At 33.8% G+C, this 16,963-nt stretch carries 14 protein-coding genes; 9 read left to right on the top strand and 5 right to left on the bottom strand.

Annotation, left to right across the window (positions count from 1 at the left end; all coding sequences use genetic code 11):
• Window positions 1–17 precede the first annotated feature (17 nt).
• Together C8P67_RS10070 and C8P67_RS10060 are read right to left on the bottom strand one after the other, a co-directional pair.
• The gene (locus C8P67_RS10070) at window positions 18–1,463 is read right to left on the bottom strand and encodes an alginate export family protein (protein WP_115812941.1); all 1,446 of its coding nucleotides are present in this window, start codon (window positions 1,461–1,463) and stop codon (window positions 18–20) included.
• Between the two features lie 315 nt (window positions 1,464–1,778).
• Window positions 1,779–2,483 (bottom strand): Crp/Fnr family transcriptional regulator, encoded by a 705-nt coding sequence (locus tag C8P67_RS10060; RefSeq protein WP_115812939.1) that lies wholly within the window; start codon window positions 2,481–2,483, stop codon window positions 1,779–1,781.
• A gap of 442 nt (window positions 2,484–2,925) precedes the next feature.
• Between C8P67_RS10060 and C8P67_RS10055 the strand changes: the two genes are divergently transcribed.
• From C8P67_RS10055 to C8P67_RS10020, 7 genes are all read left to right on the top strand, one after another.
• Entirely contained in the window at window positions 2,926–4,323 is a 1,398-nt protein-coding gene (locus C8P67_RS10055; RefSeq protein WP_115812938.1) for a glycosyl hydrolase family 8, read from the top strand.
• A 220-nt stretch (window positions 4,324–4,543) separates the two neighbouring features.
• On the top strand, window positions 4,544–4,906 hold the full coding sequence (locus C8P67_RS10050; RefSeq protein WP_115812937.1) for an S-adenosylmethionine decarboxylase family protein: 363 nt from the start codon (window positions 4,544–4,546) through the stop codon (window positions 4,904–4,906).
• Between the two features lie 3 nt (window positions 4,907–4,909).
• Complete coding sequence (locus C8P67_RS10045; protein WP_115812935.1) at window positions 4,910–6,106, top strand: DUF4178 domain-containing protein; 1,197 nt, start codon at window positions 4,910–4,912, stop codon at window positions 6,104–6,106.
• 210 nt (window positions 6,107–6,316) lie between these two features.
• On the top strand, window positions 6,317–6,532 hold the full coding sequence (locus tag C8P67_RS10035; RefSeq protein WP_115812931.1) for a DUF350 domain-containing protein: 216 nt from the start codon (window positions 6,317–6,319) through the stop codon (window positions 6,530–6,532).
• Window positions 6,533–6,554: 22 nt separating this feature from the next.
• Window positions 6,555–8,045, top strand: a complete 1,491-nt coding sequence (locus C8P67_RS10030; protein ID WP_245980417.1) for a polyamine aminopropyltransferase — start codon at window positions 6,555–6,557, stop codon at window positions 8,043–8,045.
• Window positions 8,020–9,648: an NAD(P)/FAD-dependent oxidoreductase gene (locus C8P67_RS10025; protein ID WP_115812928.1), complete on the top strand. Its 1,629-nt coding sequence runs from the start codon at window positions 8,020–8,022 to the stop codon at window positions 9,646–9,648. Before C8P67_RS10030 ends, C8P67_RS10025 begins: the two co-directional genes overlap by 26 nt.
• Window positions 9,626–10,639, top strand: a complete 1,014-nt coding sequence (locus C8P67_RS10020; RefSeq protein WP_115812926.1) for a hypothetical protein — start codon at window positions 9,626–9,628, stop codon at window positions 10,637–10,639. Before C8P67_RS10025 ends, C8P67_RS10020 begins: the two co-directional genes overlap by 23 nt.
• A gap of 2 nt (window positions 10,640–10,641) precedes the next feature.
• Here C8P67_RS10020 and C8P67_RS22000 read toward each other — a convergent pair whose 3' ends face one another.
• The gene (locus C8P67_RS22000; protein WP_147298218.1) at window positions 10,642–10,746 is read right to left on the bottom strand and encodes a S1 RNA-binding domain-containing protein; all 105 of its coding nucleotides are present in this window, start codon (window positions 10,744–10,746) and stop codon (window positions 10,642–10,644) included.
• Between the two features lie 88 nt (window positions 10,747–10,834).
• Here C8P67_RS22000 and C8P67_RS10015 point away from each other — a divergent pair, with 88 nt between their 5' ends.
• Entirely contained in the window at window positions 10,835–13,357 is a 2,523-nt protein-coding gene (locus tag C8P67_RS10015) for a T9SS type A sorting domain-containing protein (protein WP_115812925.1), read from the top strand.
• A 107-nt stretch (window positions 13,358–13,464) separates the two neighbouring features.
• Here the strand turns inward: C8P67_RS10015 and C8P67_RS10010 are convergent, their stop codons facing one another.
• The gene (locus C8P67_RS10010; RefSeq protein ID WP_115812923.1) at window positions 13,465–15,588 is read right to left on the bottom strand and encodes a Tex family protein; all 2,124 of its coding nucleotides are present in this window, start codon (window positions 15,586–15,588) and stop codon (window positions 13,465–13,467) included.
• Window positions 15,589–15,642: 54 nt separating this feature from the next.
• Between C8P67_RS10010 and C8P67_RS10005 the strand changes: the two genes are divergently transcribed.
• Window positions 15,643–15,906 carry a DUF1294 domain-containing protein gene (locus C8P67_RS10005; RefSeq protein WP_115812921.1) on the top strand — a complete coding sequence of 88 codons (264 nt, stop codon included), beginning with the start codon at window positions 15,643–15,645 and terminating at the stop codon, window positions 15,904–15,906.
• A gap of 129 nt (window positions 15,907–16,035) precedes the next feature.
• Here the strand turns inward: C8P67_RS10005 and C8P67_RS10000 are convergent, their stop codons facing one another.
• Window positions 16,036–16,956, bottom strand: coding sequence for a cation diffusion facilitator family transporter (locus C8P67_RS10000; RefSeq protein ID WP_115812919.1), 921 nt, complete (start codon window positions 16,954–16,956; stop codon window positions 16,036–16,038).
• Window positions 16,957–16,963: the final 7 nt, after the last annotated feature.

Here is a 16,963-nt window from a genome sequence, read left to right as displayed (position 1 = left end):
TTAAATCGTTAATTCAATTACTTTTTATTTAAAAAATTTGGTTTAATATTTACCATTACATATGCCCATTGCGGAGTAAGGTTTGCATTGGCAACTGCTTTAACTTGTGCAGAAGCCATTGATTTTGTAGCCTGCATTACTGAATATCCAGCTTCGATATTGATCATTTTGGTCATGTTGTAGCTCATTTTTAAGTCAAGCTCTGTACCTAAATAACTTGTTTGTGTTCCTCCCGCTCCGTTAGATAATTTGTTTGCTGCTTCAAAACAGTGGATGTCAGCAAAAAGAGTCAGGTTGTCTTTCATGTTGTATTTCGCTTTCAGGAAGTAGTTTAACAAACCTTGTGAGCCAAAACCGCTTGAAGCGTAGAAGTAATCCATAGTTCCCCAGAATTTATGAGGTGTTCCGTAAAGCGGATCAAATTGATTGTTCTCTGAAGTTGCTGTAACAGCTTTTGTTCCGTCAGTTCCAGATAAATAATCGATTCCAGGACCTACAAATAATTTTCTTCCCACTTGCAGAGTCGAAGTAATAGAAGCCAAATTACTGTTTAAGCTGCGTCCGTTTTTGTCATGTCCAAATTGATGATAAATACTTCCTTCGAATTTCAATTTTCTAGTTGCATTCACATTATAGTAAAAACCAGTAGTGTTGCGGGTCCAGATTCCCTGCTCATTTACTTTGGTTGTAACCGGCGGAGTTCCTTCAGTTACATTGGTATATTTATTGAAGTTATCGCTTAAAAATAAAAAGGAAATATCTCCAAAGAAAAACTTCTTAGCCAGATAAGCATATTCAAGTGATTTATAATTGGTTCCCAAACCATTAGTCCCTGCAGGATATCCTGCTGTTGCAGCCGGAACACCGTTATAAATTGTTCCTGCTAATAACTCTTTGTTTTGGTTAAATGCGGCTCCAAAATCAGCTGTCCATCCTTTGTTAAAATATTTTAAGACAACCGCATCATGGTAACGTGCCTGCTGTAACCAATCTAGACCTCCAATAACTTTTTGATCATCATATGAAATCTCCTGACGTCCTATTTTTAAAGATAAATTTTGAATGGTACTGGTAGTGTCCACCAACATAATTTCACCCCAAGCTTCGTGTAACTGCACTCCATTGTTCTCTGCAGTTGTTACTCTATTTATTGTTGAAGCATCCTGTCCCCAAACACGAACATCTTGAAGAGCAACAAAAAATTTGAATCTGTATCCTGTGAACCCAACATTCAGCCTTGTTCTTTGTGAAGTAAAAACAGCAGTCTCTGCGTCTTTTGCTTGTAACGTACTATATCCGTCTCTAAATTCTGCTCTTGGTCTGAATTGTCCAGTCGCTGTCAGCTGAGCATTTGCTACTGACGAACCAAACAATGTTATGGCTAGTCCTAATAAAATTGATTTTGAATTTCTGCTTTCTTTTAATGCTTTTATTTTTTGTACTCCTGTTGTAATCTTTTGCATGATGAATAGGTTTTGATTAGTATGAAGCAAATATACATACGTATTTATACTTACGTATTTACTTTTTACAGCTCAAAACCTCTTTTTTACGCAGAAAAAAATCTGATGATGACAGGTAATTTACTGCGTTTTGGCAAATTTTACATGCAAAATACTGTATTCATTGACTTTATAATACTTATGTTTTGCCTAAACCATTTACGTAGAAAAAAAATATCAAAACTTTTTTATTCCAAATTTCAAAAAATGGTCATTTATTTCCATAAAAAAAGCCCTAAAAGGGCTTTTAAATCTAATGTATAATCAAAAAACTACTTAGATATACTTATGTTCCATAATTTCTGACTGCATTTTATTAATTTGGTGCAAGCCTATTTTCTTTCCTACTGTTTTGATCAATTCCTCTCTTTTCAAACTAGAAATCACTCTGGTCACCTGCTCTTCGGTAGTTCCGGCAAAATCGGCTATCTCTTTTCGTGACAAATCCAGATTAATTAAATCATTCGTTTGACCAAATTTTCGATGTATATATAATAAGGTATCAATCACTCGCTCTCTCACGTTCATGTGGGCAATCTTCCTGATGTTGTTCTCGCTCTTGTTTAGCTCTTCAGCATAAAAAAGCATCATATCATAGGTAAACTCTGGAATGTTCTTAAGAATGTCCATCATGACTTCATTATTAAAATTACACAAAACAGTATCTTCCAGTGCATATGCTCCTATTAAATAACGATTGCTAGTTCCAAACCCCCTAAAACCCACTGTGTCTCCATTTGTCGTAAAACGAACAATCTGTTCTCTGCCATTAATACCGGTTTTTACCGTTTTCACCTTACCTTTCTGCACAAAGTAAAGTCCTTGAATAGGTGCACCTTCAATAATAAACTGCTGTGTTTTCTTGCAGCTGAAACTATGTTTTTTCTCTATATAACTTTGCATGTTGGGCAAATGAATATGTTTTTTGATAAAACAATTTTCATTACTGCAGCTACTGCAAATAGCCTGATTCTCTTTCATCTGTAGCTAATTATTAATTTCTAAGTAATACATCCAAACCAATATTTCATTCCTTATTTCGATATGAATCACAAATTCAATGCTATGAATAAATCTTGGTTAAATAACAAAATCAGTAAAAATTTTACTGTAACAATCTTTATTTGAAGTAAATGTATAAGTTTTTCGCAATAAATAATAATATACGGCTTTTGCCAGATGCAAAAAAACAGCTAGGAAAAAGTCCTTTTTTTGCGTATTTTTTATAAATAAATACAAAAAAACGGCATCATTGAATGTTTCCTCTACTTAGAAACTCACTTTTTCAAATTATTCATAATAATTCATTAATAAGTAAAAATACGTAGTTTTTGTAATTTGTAGTTTTTTACTTAAATAAAATATAAAAATATTTTTTCGTTTATATAAAAATCCTACTTTTAGCATTCCTAAATTTACCGATATGAAAAACCTAGTTATCTTAATGAGTATCTTTTTTTGCATCAACAATTATTCTCAAACCCAGCAGCCTTTCCCAGCCAACAAAACGTATGGAAATGGTCTGATGCCTACAGTAAAAAACAGTCAGGATGCTTTAAATAACTACAACACTTGGAAATTCAATTTTCTTGAGAACTGTACCAATGGCCGCTACAGAGTAAAATTTGATAATCCAACTGAAACCGTTTCTGAAGGAATAGGTTACGGAATGCTGTTAACTGTCTATGCTGGCGATAAAGCACTTTTTGACGGACTTTGGCAATATTACAAAGACAATGTAAACGGCAACGGACTGATGAATTGGAAAATTAACGGCTGTTCAGGAAAAAAAGGTGATAACGGAGCAACTGATGCCGATCTTGACGTAGCATTTGCACTCATTGTCGCCGATTATCAGTGGAGCAGTACTGGAACAATCAATTATAAGGCTAATGCAAAAACATTAATTGCTTCTATTAAAGCTAATGAAGTTGAGGCCAACACTTTCGTGCTAAAGCCAGGAGATGCTTTTGGCGGAAGCTCTCTAACTAATCCTTCTTATTTTTCACCAGCTTATTATCGTGCATTCGGAGTTTTTACGAATGATGTTTCTTTTTGGAATTCAGTTGCCACCAAAGCTTATACCGTTATCAATAACAATTTGACCCAAAATAATGCCGTTGGCGGATTGGTATCCGATTGGTGTGAGGCTTCTGGGAATTATTCTTCACAAGCCAGTGGATATGCAAATCAGGGAAAATTTTATTCTTATGACGCCGCAAGAACACCTTGGAGAATTACGATGGATTATGTTTGGTACGGGAATGCAGATGCAAAAGCTTATGCCAAAAAATCATCTGATTTTGTTCGTGTAACTTTGGGAGGATCGGCAAACATTAAAAGTGGTTACAACCAAAATGGAACTGTAACTGAGCCATGGCACAACGCTACTTTTGTGGGGCCATTTGCCTGTGCAGCAATGGCAGGAGAAAATCAGGCGCATTTGGATACTTCTTATAACGATTTAAAAGGATTGGGTGAACCCAAAAGTTATTTTAACCAAACCCTGAAAACATTGACATTATTCCTGCTAACAGGTAATTTCTACCTTCCCCCTACCGCGACTTTGGCGCGTGAGGATTTTAATATAGAAAATTCATCCATTTCACTCTATCCAAATCCTAGTTCGGATAAATTTACAGTTTCAGCTCCTGAAAATTCAATAATTATGGTTTTCTCCCCTCTGGGAAATATAGTTTCGAAACAAAAAACAATTTCCAAAACCACTGAAATTAATTTAGGCAATCATTCTTCAGGACTTTATTTGATAAAAATCACTAATGATACTAAAAGTGTAATCAAAAAAGTTATTTTGAAATAATACTTAAACTGAAAAACTCCTAAACTATTAATGTAATTTAGGAGTTTTTGTTTTTTATAAAATCATCTTCCATGGAATTATCTATATGATCGATTCAATTTCATTAATTTTAGTTTTATTCCTTATAAAAAATTTAACTTTTACCATAAAATTCACTATTTTGCCGCCTTTTACTGCTATTTATTGGTAATAAAGCAAACATTCAAACCATTATTATTTAATGACAATACCCCTTTACTCTCCTGGTTTACATAAACTTGTCACGCTTGAAGTCCAACAAGAAGAAAAATTAATTTCCAGTGAGAGTTTCATAGCTTTTTCTGAAGATTTAATTTTAAAATACAATCTAGAAACAGTAGGCATTAATACTCATGATTTCGAAAATAACAGTTTTACCATTGCCATATGTTTGAAAGAATCGCATATCTGCATTCATACCTGGCCTGAATTTAAACAATTGACTTTAGATGTTTATTTGTGTAATTATCTTCAGGACAATACAGAAAAAGTCAAAGAAATTACAGCTGCATATATCAGCTATTTTGACGCCAAAGTTTTAAAAGATTTCGAAATTAACCGATAGTATATGACGGTACCTTGTTATAACTGCAATACAACTACAGCTCTGGATGTTTCTTTTGAAGTAACAACTTTTGCTTGTCCCAACTGTACTTCTGTTTACAAAAACACAGAAGCAGGTCTAAAATTTCACAATAAACACAAGCCTTTTTCTTTTAATGAAAAATTAGAATTAGGAAAATCCGCCACATTTGATGATAAGCAATATACAATTACCGGCATTCTTATCAAGAAAAACAGCGGTTTCGAATGGGCTGAATATATTCTGGAAGGAAAACAAGGCGATTATTTGTATCTGTCTGAAGCCGCAGGACATTGGATAATTTTAACAGAAATCGAGTTCCAAAAAAAAGTAGGCAATCATCCATTAACGGTTGAACATGAAGACGTAACCTACGACCGATACGATTATTATTATCCAACATTAATTGCAGCCCAAGGATTTTTTGATTTTGATATTTTTGACAAAATCGAACTCATAGAATTCATCAACCCACCATTGATGCTTTCTTTTGAAAAATGTGGTCATGAGCAGACTGCTTTCTTGGGAAAACACATATCAAAAAGTGAAATTAAGAAAGCGTTTGGAATAACTAATCTGCCTTGGAAAAAAGGTATCGGACAAATACAGCCTTTTATATTCAATATCAGAAATTTAGCATTGACTTTTTGTGGCGTTGCTGTATTAATTCTTTTAACCAATTGGTATCTTAATAAAGACCGTGTTGAGCAAAATGTGCTGAATACTGAAATTTTCTTTCACCAATTTGTATCTAAAGATTATATAACACCATCCTTTACTTTAAGCGGAAGCGCTGCACCCCTATCAGTAAGAGTGCATTCGAATGTGGATAATTCGTGGGCCAATGTGCAGGTGGCTTTGATCAACGAAACTACAGGAGAAGAAATTTATGCCAATAAAGATATCGAATATTATCATGGTTACACTGATGGAGAAAACTGGACAGAAGGAGACCCAACCGAAGAATTTAACATTTGCGGAGTTGCAGCTGGCAAATACCATCTAGCTGTTACCCCAATGAAAGCGACAGAAGATACTCTAAATCGGTCACTTCAAATTCAGGCATCGTGGTCAAGCCCTTCTACAAGAAATGTCTGGATGGTCTTCATTTTTATGGCAGTATTCGTAATCGGAATGTATTTTCTTGAAAGAAATTTTGAAGAAAGAAGATGGAATGAATAATAACTAATTGTATGGAAAAAATTATACCTTTTATTAAATCCAATTACCTCGCGATTCTCTTAGGAGTATTTTTCTACGGCCTATTTGTTTATTATAACGCAACTGGCAACAGAATTTGTGACTGCGAATCGACTGAAAATTATAAACCTAATTCTACAGGAAGAATTGGTACAAATCATTTTTACCACAAATAATCAAAACCAAAATACTATGGATATTCTAACTATGAAACCTGTTTTAGCCTCAATTGTCTTTTCCTTAATTGGAATTGTAATTCTGCTGATTGCTTATTTTATCATCGAAAAATTAACTCCGGAAAATACCTGGGATCAAATTTCAAAGAACAACAATGTGGCTTTAGCAATTGTTTTTGGAGCTTTTATCATTGGTATTTCAATGATTATCAGTGCTGCGATTCATGGGTAAAAAGTTTTTAAAATTTGAATATTTGCTGCTTTTCGCCGTATTTACTATCGCCACCTGCGGATTGGTTTATGAACTGGTCGCAGGAACTTTGGCAAGTTACTTATTGGGCGATTCGGTAAAGCAATTTTCTTTCATCATTGGAGTCTATCTTTTTTCGATGGGTATTGGCTCCTATTTTTCTAAATTTTTAACCAAAAATCTACTCAACACTTTTGTTGAAATTGAGATTCTGGTGGGGCTAATCGGAGGATTAAGCTCCGTAATTTTATTTTTGCTTTTTGAAAGTATTTATTCCTTTCAGTTCATACTTTACTTTCTGGTGTTTATAACTGGCTGTCTGGTAGGATTGGAGATTCCGCTATTGATGAATATCCTGAAAGACAAAGTCGAATTTCGGGATTTGGTTTCTAATGTTTTTACCTTTGATTATATAGGAGCATTGTTGGCATCCATTTTATTCCCGCTCATTTTAGTGCCAAAACTAGGTATTATGGGTACTTCTCTTTTTTTCGGAATGATTAATGTTTCCATTGCTATAGCATTGTGTTATTTGCTTAAAAACGAATTAAAAAAAATACACCTTTTACGAAGCAAAGCCATACTGTCGTTTCTAATTTTATTGGTAGTATTTATTTTTTCAGACAAAATTTTATCCTTTTCTGAAGGAAAACTGTATGGCGAAAACATCATTTACACCAACACAACTCCTTATCAAAGAATAGTTTTAACACACAACAAAAGCGATTATAGACTGTACCTCAACAACAACTTACAGTTCAGTTCTGCCGATGAATACCGCTATCATGAAGCTTTGGTTCACCCTGCCCTTTCGATGGCAAAAAATGTGACTAATGTTTTGGTTCTTGGCGGTGGTGATGGACTGGCAGTCAGAGAAATATTAAAATACAAAGACGTTAAAAAAATAACATTAGTCGATCTGGATGAAGGCATGACCAACATGTTTAAAACCAATACGATATTAACCGGTTTTAATAAAAATTCACTCAACAATCCAAAGGTCAGCGTTTTCAACAAAGATGCTTACATCTGGGCAAAAAACTGTTCCGAAAAATTTGATGTTGTCATTGTCGATTTTCCGGATCCTTCCAATTACAGTTTAGGCAAATTATACTCGCTTAATTTTTATGCCACAATTCAACAATTACTAAAACCGGATGCTGTTGTCGTAATCCAAACCACATCTCCTTATTTTGCCCCGAAATCTTTTTGGTGTATCAACAAAACCGTGATGCAGGTTTTTCCGCAGGTGGATGCTTATCACGCTTATGTACCATCCTTCGGTGAATGGGGCTTTACCATTGCCATTAATGGTTTTGGAACCACTTTCAATACCGTAAACCGAAAATTGAATAATCTCCGTTTTTACAATTATCAGTTTGATAAATTCAATTATTTCTCTCAGGATATGATTTCAAAAGACATAGAAATCAATCGATTAGATAACCAAATTTTAGTGCGCTATTTCGATGAAGAATGGGGAAAATTACAATAACTCAAGAAGGAACTTCTTCAAAACGATAGCTGTTTCTTTATTGGTTATTCCGTTTTTGGATGCCTGCAAAGAAAAAGCCATCACTTTATTAATTCGATTATCCGGAACCAATCATATTTTGGGACATCGACTGCGTGTCAAAAATTTTCCTAAACCAACAAAGGAAATTTCTATTCCTTATTTAATTGTTGGCGGAGGAATCTCAGGATTAAGTGCTTGCAGACAATTAACCAAAAAAGGAATTACAGATTTTCTGATGGTGGAATTAGAAGATCATTTGGGCGGAAATTCATCCAACGGCGAAAATAAATACTCAAAATATCCATTAGGTGCCCATTATCTTCCTTTACCAAATTTAGAAGATAAAGCCTTATTGGAATTTTTGGAAGAAGAAAAAATCATACTAGGCTATGACTCCAACGGCTTCCCAAAATTTGATGAAACACAACTCACCTTTGCTCCCGATGAACGTTTATATATAAAAAACAATTGGCAGGAAGGTGTTGTTCCAAAAGAGGGAAACACAGCTCAGGAAGACAAAGAATTAATCCGTTTTTTTAAATTAATGGATGATTTTAGGATAAAAAAAGATGAACAAGGAAAGTATTGGTTTATGATTCCGCTTGCTGATTCTTCTGAAAATAAAGACGTAAAAGAACTTGATTCGATCACTATGAAAGAATGGTTTGATCGAAATCATTTTACATCAAAACCGCTTTATAATTACATTGATTATTGTTGCAAAGATGATTTTGGTTTGGGAATAGAATACGTTTCGGCTTATGCCGGAATCCATTATTTTGCCGGAAGAAAACAAAATGCTTCCAAAGACAAACATGATAGCGTTCTCACTTGGCCTGAAGGAAATTCAAGGTTAACCCATCATTTGCAAAAATATGTAAAAGGAAAATCGCTAAAAAATCATTTGGTTTACGAAATTGAAAACCACAATAATAAAGCAGTTGCCAAAGTTTTTGATAATAAAACTAAAACTTCAATTGCCATAATAGCCGATAAAATTTTGCTGGCAACGCCTCAATTTGTAAACCAATATTTATTAGAAAACAGAAAAGGTTTGGCCTCACATTTTCATTACACGCCTTGGTTATTGGCCACTTTAGTAGTTTCCGATTTAACGGATAATGGCAGTTTTCCGCTGTGTTGGGACAATGTAATTTATGGCTCGAAAGGTTTGGGATACGTTTATGACCAACATCAGTCTTTGCAACAGGTTCAGGATAAAAAAGTAATTACGTATTACTATAGTTTTTCTTCATCCGACTTGAAAAAGACACGCAGGGAATTGTACAAAAAGCCTAAAGAATATTGGAAACAAATGGTTTTTGATGATTTAAAAATAGCGCATCCAGCTATTGAATCGGCTACAGAAAACATCGAAATTCATTTATTGGGACATGGAATGATAAGTCCTGTGCCGAATTTTATTTATGGCAAAGCCAAAAAAGAAGCCTCTCAGCCCATTGCAGACAAAATCTATTTTGCCCACAGTGATTTGTCTGGAATCTCCATTTTTGAAGAAGCCTTTTATCAGGGAATTAACGCAGTAAACTCAATGATCGATGAAACAGCCCTGGATTCATAAAACGAAAACTGACAGTTTGTTTATTCTGTTACCGTCCTTTGTGGTCGTAGCCATTGTGTTTTTATTCCAAAATCAACTTCAGAAAATAGAAGAAGAATATTCATTTTATACCTGGCTTTTTCTAATCGTTTTTATTGATGTGGCACACGTTTACGCCACTTTATTTAAAACTTATTTTGTTGCTGAGGAATTTCAAAAAAGAAAAAAACTATTGATTGGATTACCAATTTTATGTTTACTAATTGGGATGTTTCTGTTTTCTTTTGGAAGCGGTGTTTTTTGGTCTGTTTTGGCCTATATAGCCGTTTTTCACTTCATCAGACAGCAATATGGTTTTATGCGTTTATATGCCCGAAATGAATCCAAAAAATGGGCGTGGATCGACAATTTAATTATTTATACCGCCACAATTTATCCAATGTTGTATTGGTTTTTATCAGCGCCCAGAAAATTTAACTGGTTTGTGGAAAATGAATTTTTACATTTCCAAAATCCATTTTTAATTACGATTTTAAGCTGGCTTTATGGTTTAATAATTCTTTTTTATGCCATTAGAACAATCTATTTATTCATAAAAACCAACTATTTCAATATCCCAAAAAATGCGATAATCGTAGGAACTATCTTGTCTTGGTATTTTGGAATTGTATATTTTAATAATGATTTAATTTTTACCCTGCTTAATGTCGTTTCTCACGGAATTCCTTATATGGCTCTTATTTATCTGAAAGAGATTGACAAAAAAACAGTTGCAGAATTGGATTGGCTCCATTATTTCAAACATTTCAAAGGGCTTTTATTCTTTATCGCAATCTTACTGTTTATTGCTTTTTCGGAAGAATATTTTTGGGAAATATTAGTTTGGAACGAACAATTTTCGGGTTCAATAGAAGATTTTTCGAATTGGTATTTTTTAGTGGTACCGCTATTAACGGTACCACAGTTTACTCATTATTTGTTGGATGGATTTATATGGAAAAATAAGAAATGATTTTACAAAACCATCATCAACTGAATACGTTTTCTGTCTTCATCCACTTCTGTGACTTTTACCTCAACTTGCAGGTGTAGTTTTACCGCTTTTTTTACGTAGCTCAAAAAACCAAACTTAATTAAGAAAAAGAATCAATTTTCTTAAAATATTTCTGAAGTAAAAATATACTTATATTTGACGAAATTTATTTTTATGAAAAAAACTCTACTCTTTTTAATTTTCTTCTTACAATTCTTTGCAGTATTCAGCCAAAATCCAACCGATATTTCCCAAGTTTTTGGTAGTCTCACAGGTTTTGGCGGAAGCGTTAAAACCATTGTTATACAGCCCGATGGAAAAATACTTGTTGGAGGCAATTTCTTTACCTTTAAAAATGGGTCTCAAAATTGTCTGATTCGTTTAAATTCTGACGGAAGTAAAGATGATTCCTTTGACATTGGGACAGGATTTGATAATTCAGTATCATCTATTTTACTTCAAAATGATGGGAAAATATTAGTCGCTGGTGATTTTAATGTTTTTCAAGGCAAACTTCAGCGTGGTCTAATTCGTTTAAATCCTGATGGAAGTAAAGATACTTCATTAAATATAGGAACTGGTTTTCTTAAAAATTATTTTGAAGACAATTGTATTAAATCAATGATTGTACAACCTGATGGGAAAATAGTTTTAGGCGGTGGATTTAACTATTATCAGGACAAAAGTCAGGATTTTTTAATCCGCTTAAACAGTGATGGAAGTAAAGATACTTCTTTTATTGTCCAAAACCCGAATATAGTTATTAATACAATTGGTTTACAATCTGACGGAAAATTAATTATTGGTGGACAATATCTTAAGAACAAAACCCAGCAGCAAGACCGTTTAATTCGACTTAATATAGATGGAAGTAAAGATGAAACTTTTAGTGTTGGAAATACATTCAATAATACTGTTAATATTATCAATGTTCTAAAGGATGATCAAATACTTGTTGGAGGAACTTTTGGCGGTTATTTAGCACGTTTAAGAAGTAATGGAACAAAAGATAATCTTTTTTCATCGCAAGTTAGTTTCTCCTACGATATGTATCCTTACACTTGCAACGTAACAACTATTAAACTTCAAAGTGACGAAAAAATTCTTGTTGGAGGAGAATTTAATTCATATCAAGGATCTTCTCAAAGTCATTTGGTCCGTATAAATTCTAATGGTTCCAATGATAAAACTTTCAAAATTGAGGATAAATTTGATTTTTCTGATGTTAAAACAATTGCTGTACAAAATGATGGACAAATTATTGCAGGTGGAGGATTTATTAAATTTGAAGGTAATCCTCAAAAAGGATTAATTCGTTTAAACGTAGATGGAACTAAAGACCTTTCGCTTAAATTAGGTTATGGTCTTGATGGAGAAGTAGAATGTATTTTGCGTCAATCTGATGGAAAAATTGTTGTTGGAGGAGATTTTACCAGTTACGAGGAAAGTTCTCAAAAAAAATTAATTCGATTTAATACTGATGGAACTAAGGACAAAAATTTTGATATTGGAAAAGGATTCACAACCTCAGCAACTTCTGGCAGTAATTGCAGGGTTTTAACTGTAACCGAGCAATCTGACGGGAAATTGCTTATTGGAGGTACTTTTGGAACTTATCAAGGTAAAGAATATCCTGCTTTAATTAGATTGAATGCCAACGGAACTCCAGATACGACTTTTAACACTGGTTCTGGACTGTATGCAGGAGATAGATTTCCTAACTACTTAACTGTTCATAACATAAAAGTTCAACCTGATGGTAAGGTAATTGTAGGAGGTTATTTTTCTAGATATCAAAGTACGCTCTGTAGCAATTTAATACGTTTAAATTCTAACGGATCTATAGATAAAACTTTTAAAGTTGGAACAGGGTTTGATGCTAGAGTTACTAACTTAGTTTTATTACCAGATGGAAAAATATTAGTTGCGGGAGATTTTACTAAATATCAAGGCAAAGATGCAAAATATTTAGTACGCTTAAATACTGATGGAAGTATTGATGACTCTTTTCAATTAACAACTGAATTTGTTATGTCTGCTGTACAAACTTTAACTGTACAAGAAGACGGAAAAATAATGGTTGCTTTTAGTTCTCCAGGCGGTTCTTCTGGTAGTTTATTTCGAATAAATGAAGATGGAAGCAGAGACACTTCTTTTGATAATGTAATTAAATTAGGGAATAGAATTTATTCTATAGTTATACAAAAAGATAAAAAAATAATTGTTGGAGGTTATTTTTTATATAATTTAGCTCGTTATAATTCTGATGGAACTAAAGATCAAAGTTTTAATGTTGGACCATCATTTCAAACAACTGCTCCTAATGTCCGTTCTGTAGTCTTAGAACCTGATGGAAAAATCTATGTAGGAGGATTATTTTTGAGTTATCAAGGCGATAATAGATCCGCTTACCTGATTAAACTTAAAGGAAATGAAGTAGTTTTATCAAACGAAGAATTCAGTATAGAAAAAAAAGCTTTTTTACTTTGGCCAAATCCAGTAAAAAATACGCTAAATATCAATTCTTTAAATGAAAGCAATTATTCTGTAAAAATTTATGATTTATTGGGAAGGTTAATTTATACCAAAGAAAATGCAAATTCATCAATAGATGTAAGCCCTTTTAATTCTGGTATATATTTAATAAAAATAAAAGACGAAAGCGGAGAAACATCTCAAAAATTTATAAAAATATAATCAATTGATTACAAACAAAAAACTCTCAAATTACGGTTGCAATTTGAGAGTTTTTTGTTTGTAATATTCTAGCTTATAAAATTTGGAATTTTCAAATTGAAATTATTCTATAATACCATCGTCAGCTGAATTCGTTTCCTATCCTCATCAACCTCAGTCACTTTTACTTCAACATGTTGGTGTAATTTAACCACCTCATTGACATCGCTTACAAAACCGGCTTTCAGTTGGGAAATGTGAACCAATCCACTTTCTTTCAAACCGATATCTACGAAACAGCCAAAATTGGTGATGTTATTGACAATTCCGGGTAAAATCATTCCGGTTTTCAGGTCTTTTATTGATTTCACATTTGGATCAAATTCGAAAACTTTGGCAGATTTTCTTGGGTCCAATCCTGGTTTTTCAAGCTCTTTGATGATGTCTTTTAAGGTTAATAAACCAATTTCTGGTGTGATATAATTTTCGGCCTTAATTAAAGCTGTTTTCTCTTTATTGGCAATCAAATCATTTACCGAAAGTTTTAAATCCTTTGCCATTTTCTCCACAATAGCATACGCTTCGGGATGCACTGCGGAATTGTCCAAAGGATTTTTGGCATTCGAAATTCGGATAAAAGCCACTCCTTGCTGATAGGCTTTATCACCCAAACGAGGCACTTTTTTCAGTTGTTTTCTATCGGTAAAAGGGCCGTTTTCGGAACGATAGGTTACTATGTTTTCGGCCAGCTTCTCTCCTATTCCACTCACATAGCTCAACAAATGTTTACTCGCCGTGTTGATATTTATCCCCACCGAGTTCACGCAACGGATTACTGTCGAATCCAATTCTTCTTTTAATTTGGTTTGATCCACATCGTGTTGGTATTGTCCAACTCCAATGGCTTTTGGGTCGATTTTTACCAATTCTGCCAAGGGATCTGAAAGTCTTCGCCCGATAGAAACCGAACCACGAACCGTCACATCATAATTAGGAAACTCCTCTCTCGCAATCTTCGAAGCCGAATAAACCGACGCTCCTGCCTCCGAAACTATAAAAACCTGAACCGGTTTGTCAAAAGCAATTTTCTTGATAAAGAATTCCGTTTCTCTCGAAGCTGTTCCGTTTCCAATTGAAATGGCGTCAATATTATAAGCATTTACCATCGATTTTATCTTTTTCATCGCCATTGCCGTTTCATTTTGAGGAGCATGAGGATAAATGGTTTCGTTGTACAGTAAATCACCTTTTTCATCCAAACAAACAATTTTACAACCCGAACGGAATCCTGGATCTATTGCTAAAATTCTTTTTTCGCCCAATGGTGGTGCCAGCAACAACTGCCCTAAATTATTAGCAAATACTTGAATCGAATTGGCATCAGCCTTAGCTTTGGCTTCCTGCAATGTTTCATTAGAAATCGCTGGATTCAGTAAACGTTTGTAACTGTCTTCAATCGCTAATTGTATGTGCGGTGTGGTACTGTTGTCACCTTTTATAACTAATTCGTCAATAATATCGTAGGCATCATCCAATTCTACATCTACTTTGAACTTGATGAATCCTTCATTTTCGGCTCTCAAAATAGCCAATAAACGATGCGATGGAGCTTTGGTCAATGGTTCTGCCCATTCAAAATACTGATTGAATTTTTGGGCTCCTTCCTCGTCTTTTTTGGCTTTAACCACTTTGGTTGTAATTGTCGCTTTACGCTCAAACAATCTTCTCAACTGTTTTCTTACGTAAATATTTTCATTAATCCATTCAGCGATAATGTCTCTTGCTCCCTGCAAAGCTGATTCTTCGTTGATAACATTTTCATTCAAATATTGTGTCGCCAGGAAATCAACATCATCCTTCCCTTGGTTCATAATTATTTTAGCCAAAGGTTCCAATCCATTCTCTCTCGCTACATCGGCTTTGGTTCTTTTTTTCTTTTTATAAGGCAGATAAAAATCTTCCAATTCCTGTAAATCGAAACTTTGCTGAATTTTTTTCTCCAACTCCGGAGTCAACGCATTTTGTTCCTGAATGGATTTTAAAATCGCTTCTTTTCTCTTTACAATCGTTTCGTAATCCTTTTGCAATTTTGCAATTTGTTCAATCACCACTTCGTCCAGATTCCCTGTTTTGTCTTTTCGATAACGGGAAATAAATGGAATGGTGCAGTCTTCCTCAAGTAATTGAACCGTGTTTTGAATATTTATTGCTGATGTTGCAACGGATTTTGAAATGAATTGTATGTTGGTCATTTTTTAATATTTTGGACAGCTAAAATAATATCTTTAACGATTAATTTTAGTTAAATGAACATTTTATTCTACTATTTTTTGATTTTAAATGGAATAGCTTTTATCCTAATGGCTTATGATAAGCATTTGGCAAAAACTCAAAAACAAAGAATTCCTGAACGGACTCTTTTAGGTTCAGCTTTTTTGGGAGGAACAATTGGTTCGGGTTTAGGAATGTTGACTTTCAGACATAAAACAGCCAAAAAAAGTTATCTTTTAAAATTTTGGCTGATTTTAATTTTACAAATTTTGATAGGCTGGTTTTATTTAAACAGGTAAAAAATGTTAATTGCGTCAATTGACTGACTGAATTAATGTAAATACAGTCAATAGAAATCAAAAAAAGCCCTGTTTTATTAACGAGCTCTAAATTGTATGGTGCGCAGCACCCGATTTTTTTTTTTTAACTTAATCCTGAACTATAAAATCCTTCGACTCTTCTTCCTTTTTATATTCCGGCTGAATATTGATATGATTGATATGGAATTTTTCGAACAGAACGTGTTCTACTTTATCCAAAAGTTCATTGAATTCGGACATTTTTATGTCTTCAGAACAATCAAGATGCGCTTCAAGATGCAATTCCTCTTCGTTGAGATACCAAAGATGAATATGATGCAGTTTGCGCACTCCTGATATTTTATGAACTTCGCTGATAATTTCATTAATGTCAAGATGACTTGGTGTAAAAAGCATTAGCATTTGGGTTGATTTTTTTAACAAATCAAAACCAACGATTATCAGGTAAATAGCAATTATCAAAGTCAATAAACTGTCAACCCAAAACCATTGGAAATATTTCATCAGCAGACCGCCTATTAACACTGCAATAGAAGCCATCATATCTGTAAACAAATGCAGATAGGCCGATTTCATATTCAGGTTTTTGTCGGCATCGCTTTTCAGCATTACTACTGACAAACCATTAGCAACAATACCTATAATTGACATCCAAATAACCAATCCCGATTCTATATGCTGTGGATTGAAAAACCTTTCTACTGCTCCATAAACCAAAAACAAAGCCACTATTATCAAAGTCATTGCATTGATAAAAGCGGCTATCAATTCGGCTCGCTTGTAACCAAAAGTTTGATCATTGGAAGCTTTTTTTCGGGATAATTTATGAGCAACATAACTGAATACCAAAGAAAGTACATCGGAAAAATTATGCAGTGCGTCAGACAGCAAAGCCAAACTTCCCGAAAGAATACCGCCAATAACTTGTGCGACCGTAATCACAATATTCAAGACAATCGAAAATAGCAGATTTTTACCTTCTACAGGATGGTGATGATGGTCATGACTATGATTGTGGTTGTGCGACATTTTGAAG

Origin of the sequence: Flavobacterium aquicola, assembly GCF_003385115.1 — a bacterium.
Taxonomy (GTDB): Bacteria; Bacteroidota; Bacteroidia; order Flavobacteriales; family Flavobacteriaceae; genus Flavobacterium; species Flavobacterium aquicola.
This window is presented reverse-complemented; position numbering and strand designations above follow the sequence as displayed.

Bases quoted from the DNA above. Each gene is read 5' to 3' on its own strand.
- C8P67_RS10070 (WP_115812941.1), bottom strand. From the start codon at position 1,463: ATGCAAAAGATTACAACAGGAGTACAAAAAATAAAAGCATTAAAAGAA.
- C8P67_RS10060 (WP_115812939.1), bottom strand. From the start codon at position 2,483: ATGAAAGAGAATCAGGCTATTTGCAGTAGCTGCAGTAATGAAAATTGT.
- C8P67_RS10055 (WP_115812938.1), top strand. From the start codon at position 2,926: ATGAAAAACCTAGTTATCTTAATGAGTATCTTTTTTTGCATCAACAAT.
- C8P67_RS10050 (WP_115812937.1), top strand. From the start codon at position 4,544: ATGACAATACCCCTTTACTCTCCTGGTTTACATAAACTTGTCACGCTT.
- C8P67_RS10045 (WP_115812935.1), top strand. From the start codon at position 4,910: ATGACGGTACCTTGTTATAACTGCAATACAACTACAGCTCTGGATGTT.
- C8P67_RS10035 (WP_115812931.1), top strand. From the start codon at position 6,317: ATGGATATTCTAACTATGAAACCTGTTTTAGCCTCAATTGTCTTTTCC.
- C8P67_RS10025 (WP_115812928.1), top strand. From the start codon at position 8,020: ATGAAGAATGGGGAAAATTACAATAACTCAAGAAGGAACTTCTTCAAA.
- C8P67_RS10020 (WP_115812926.1), top strand. From the start codon at position 9,626: ATGAAACAGCCCTGGATTCATAAAACGAAAACTGACAGTTTGTTTATT.
- C8P67_RS10015 (WP_115812925.1), top strand. From the start codon at position 10,835: ATGAAAAAAACTCTACTCTTTTTAATTTTCTTCTTACAATTCTTTGCA.
- C8P67_RS10010 (WP_115812923.1), bottom strand. From the start codon at position 15,588: ATGACCAACATACAATTCATTTCAAAATCCGTTGCAACATCAGCAATA.
- C8P67_RS10005 (WP_115812921.1), top strand. From the start codon at position 15,643: ATGAACATTTTATTCTACTATTTTTTGATTTTAAATGGAATAGCTTTT.
- C8P67_RS10000 (WP_115812919.1), bottom strand. From the start codon at position 16,956: ATGTCGCACAACCACAATCATAGTCATGACCATCATCACCATCCTGTA.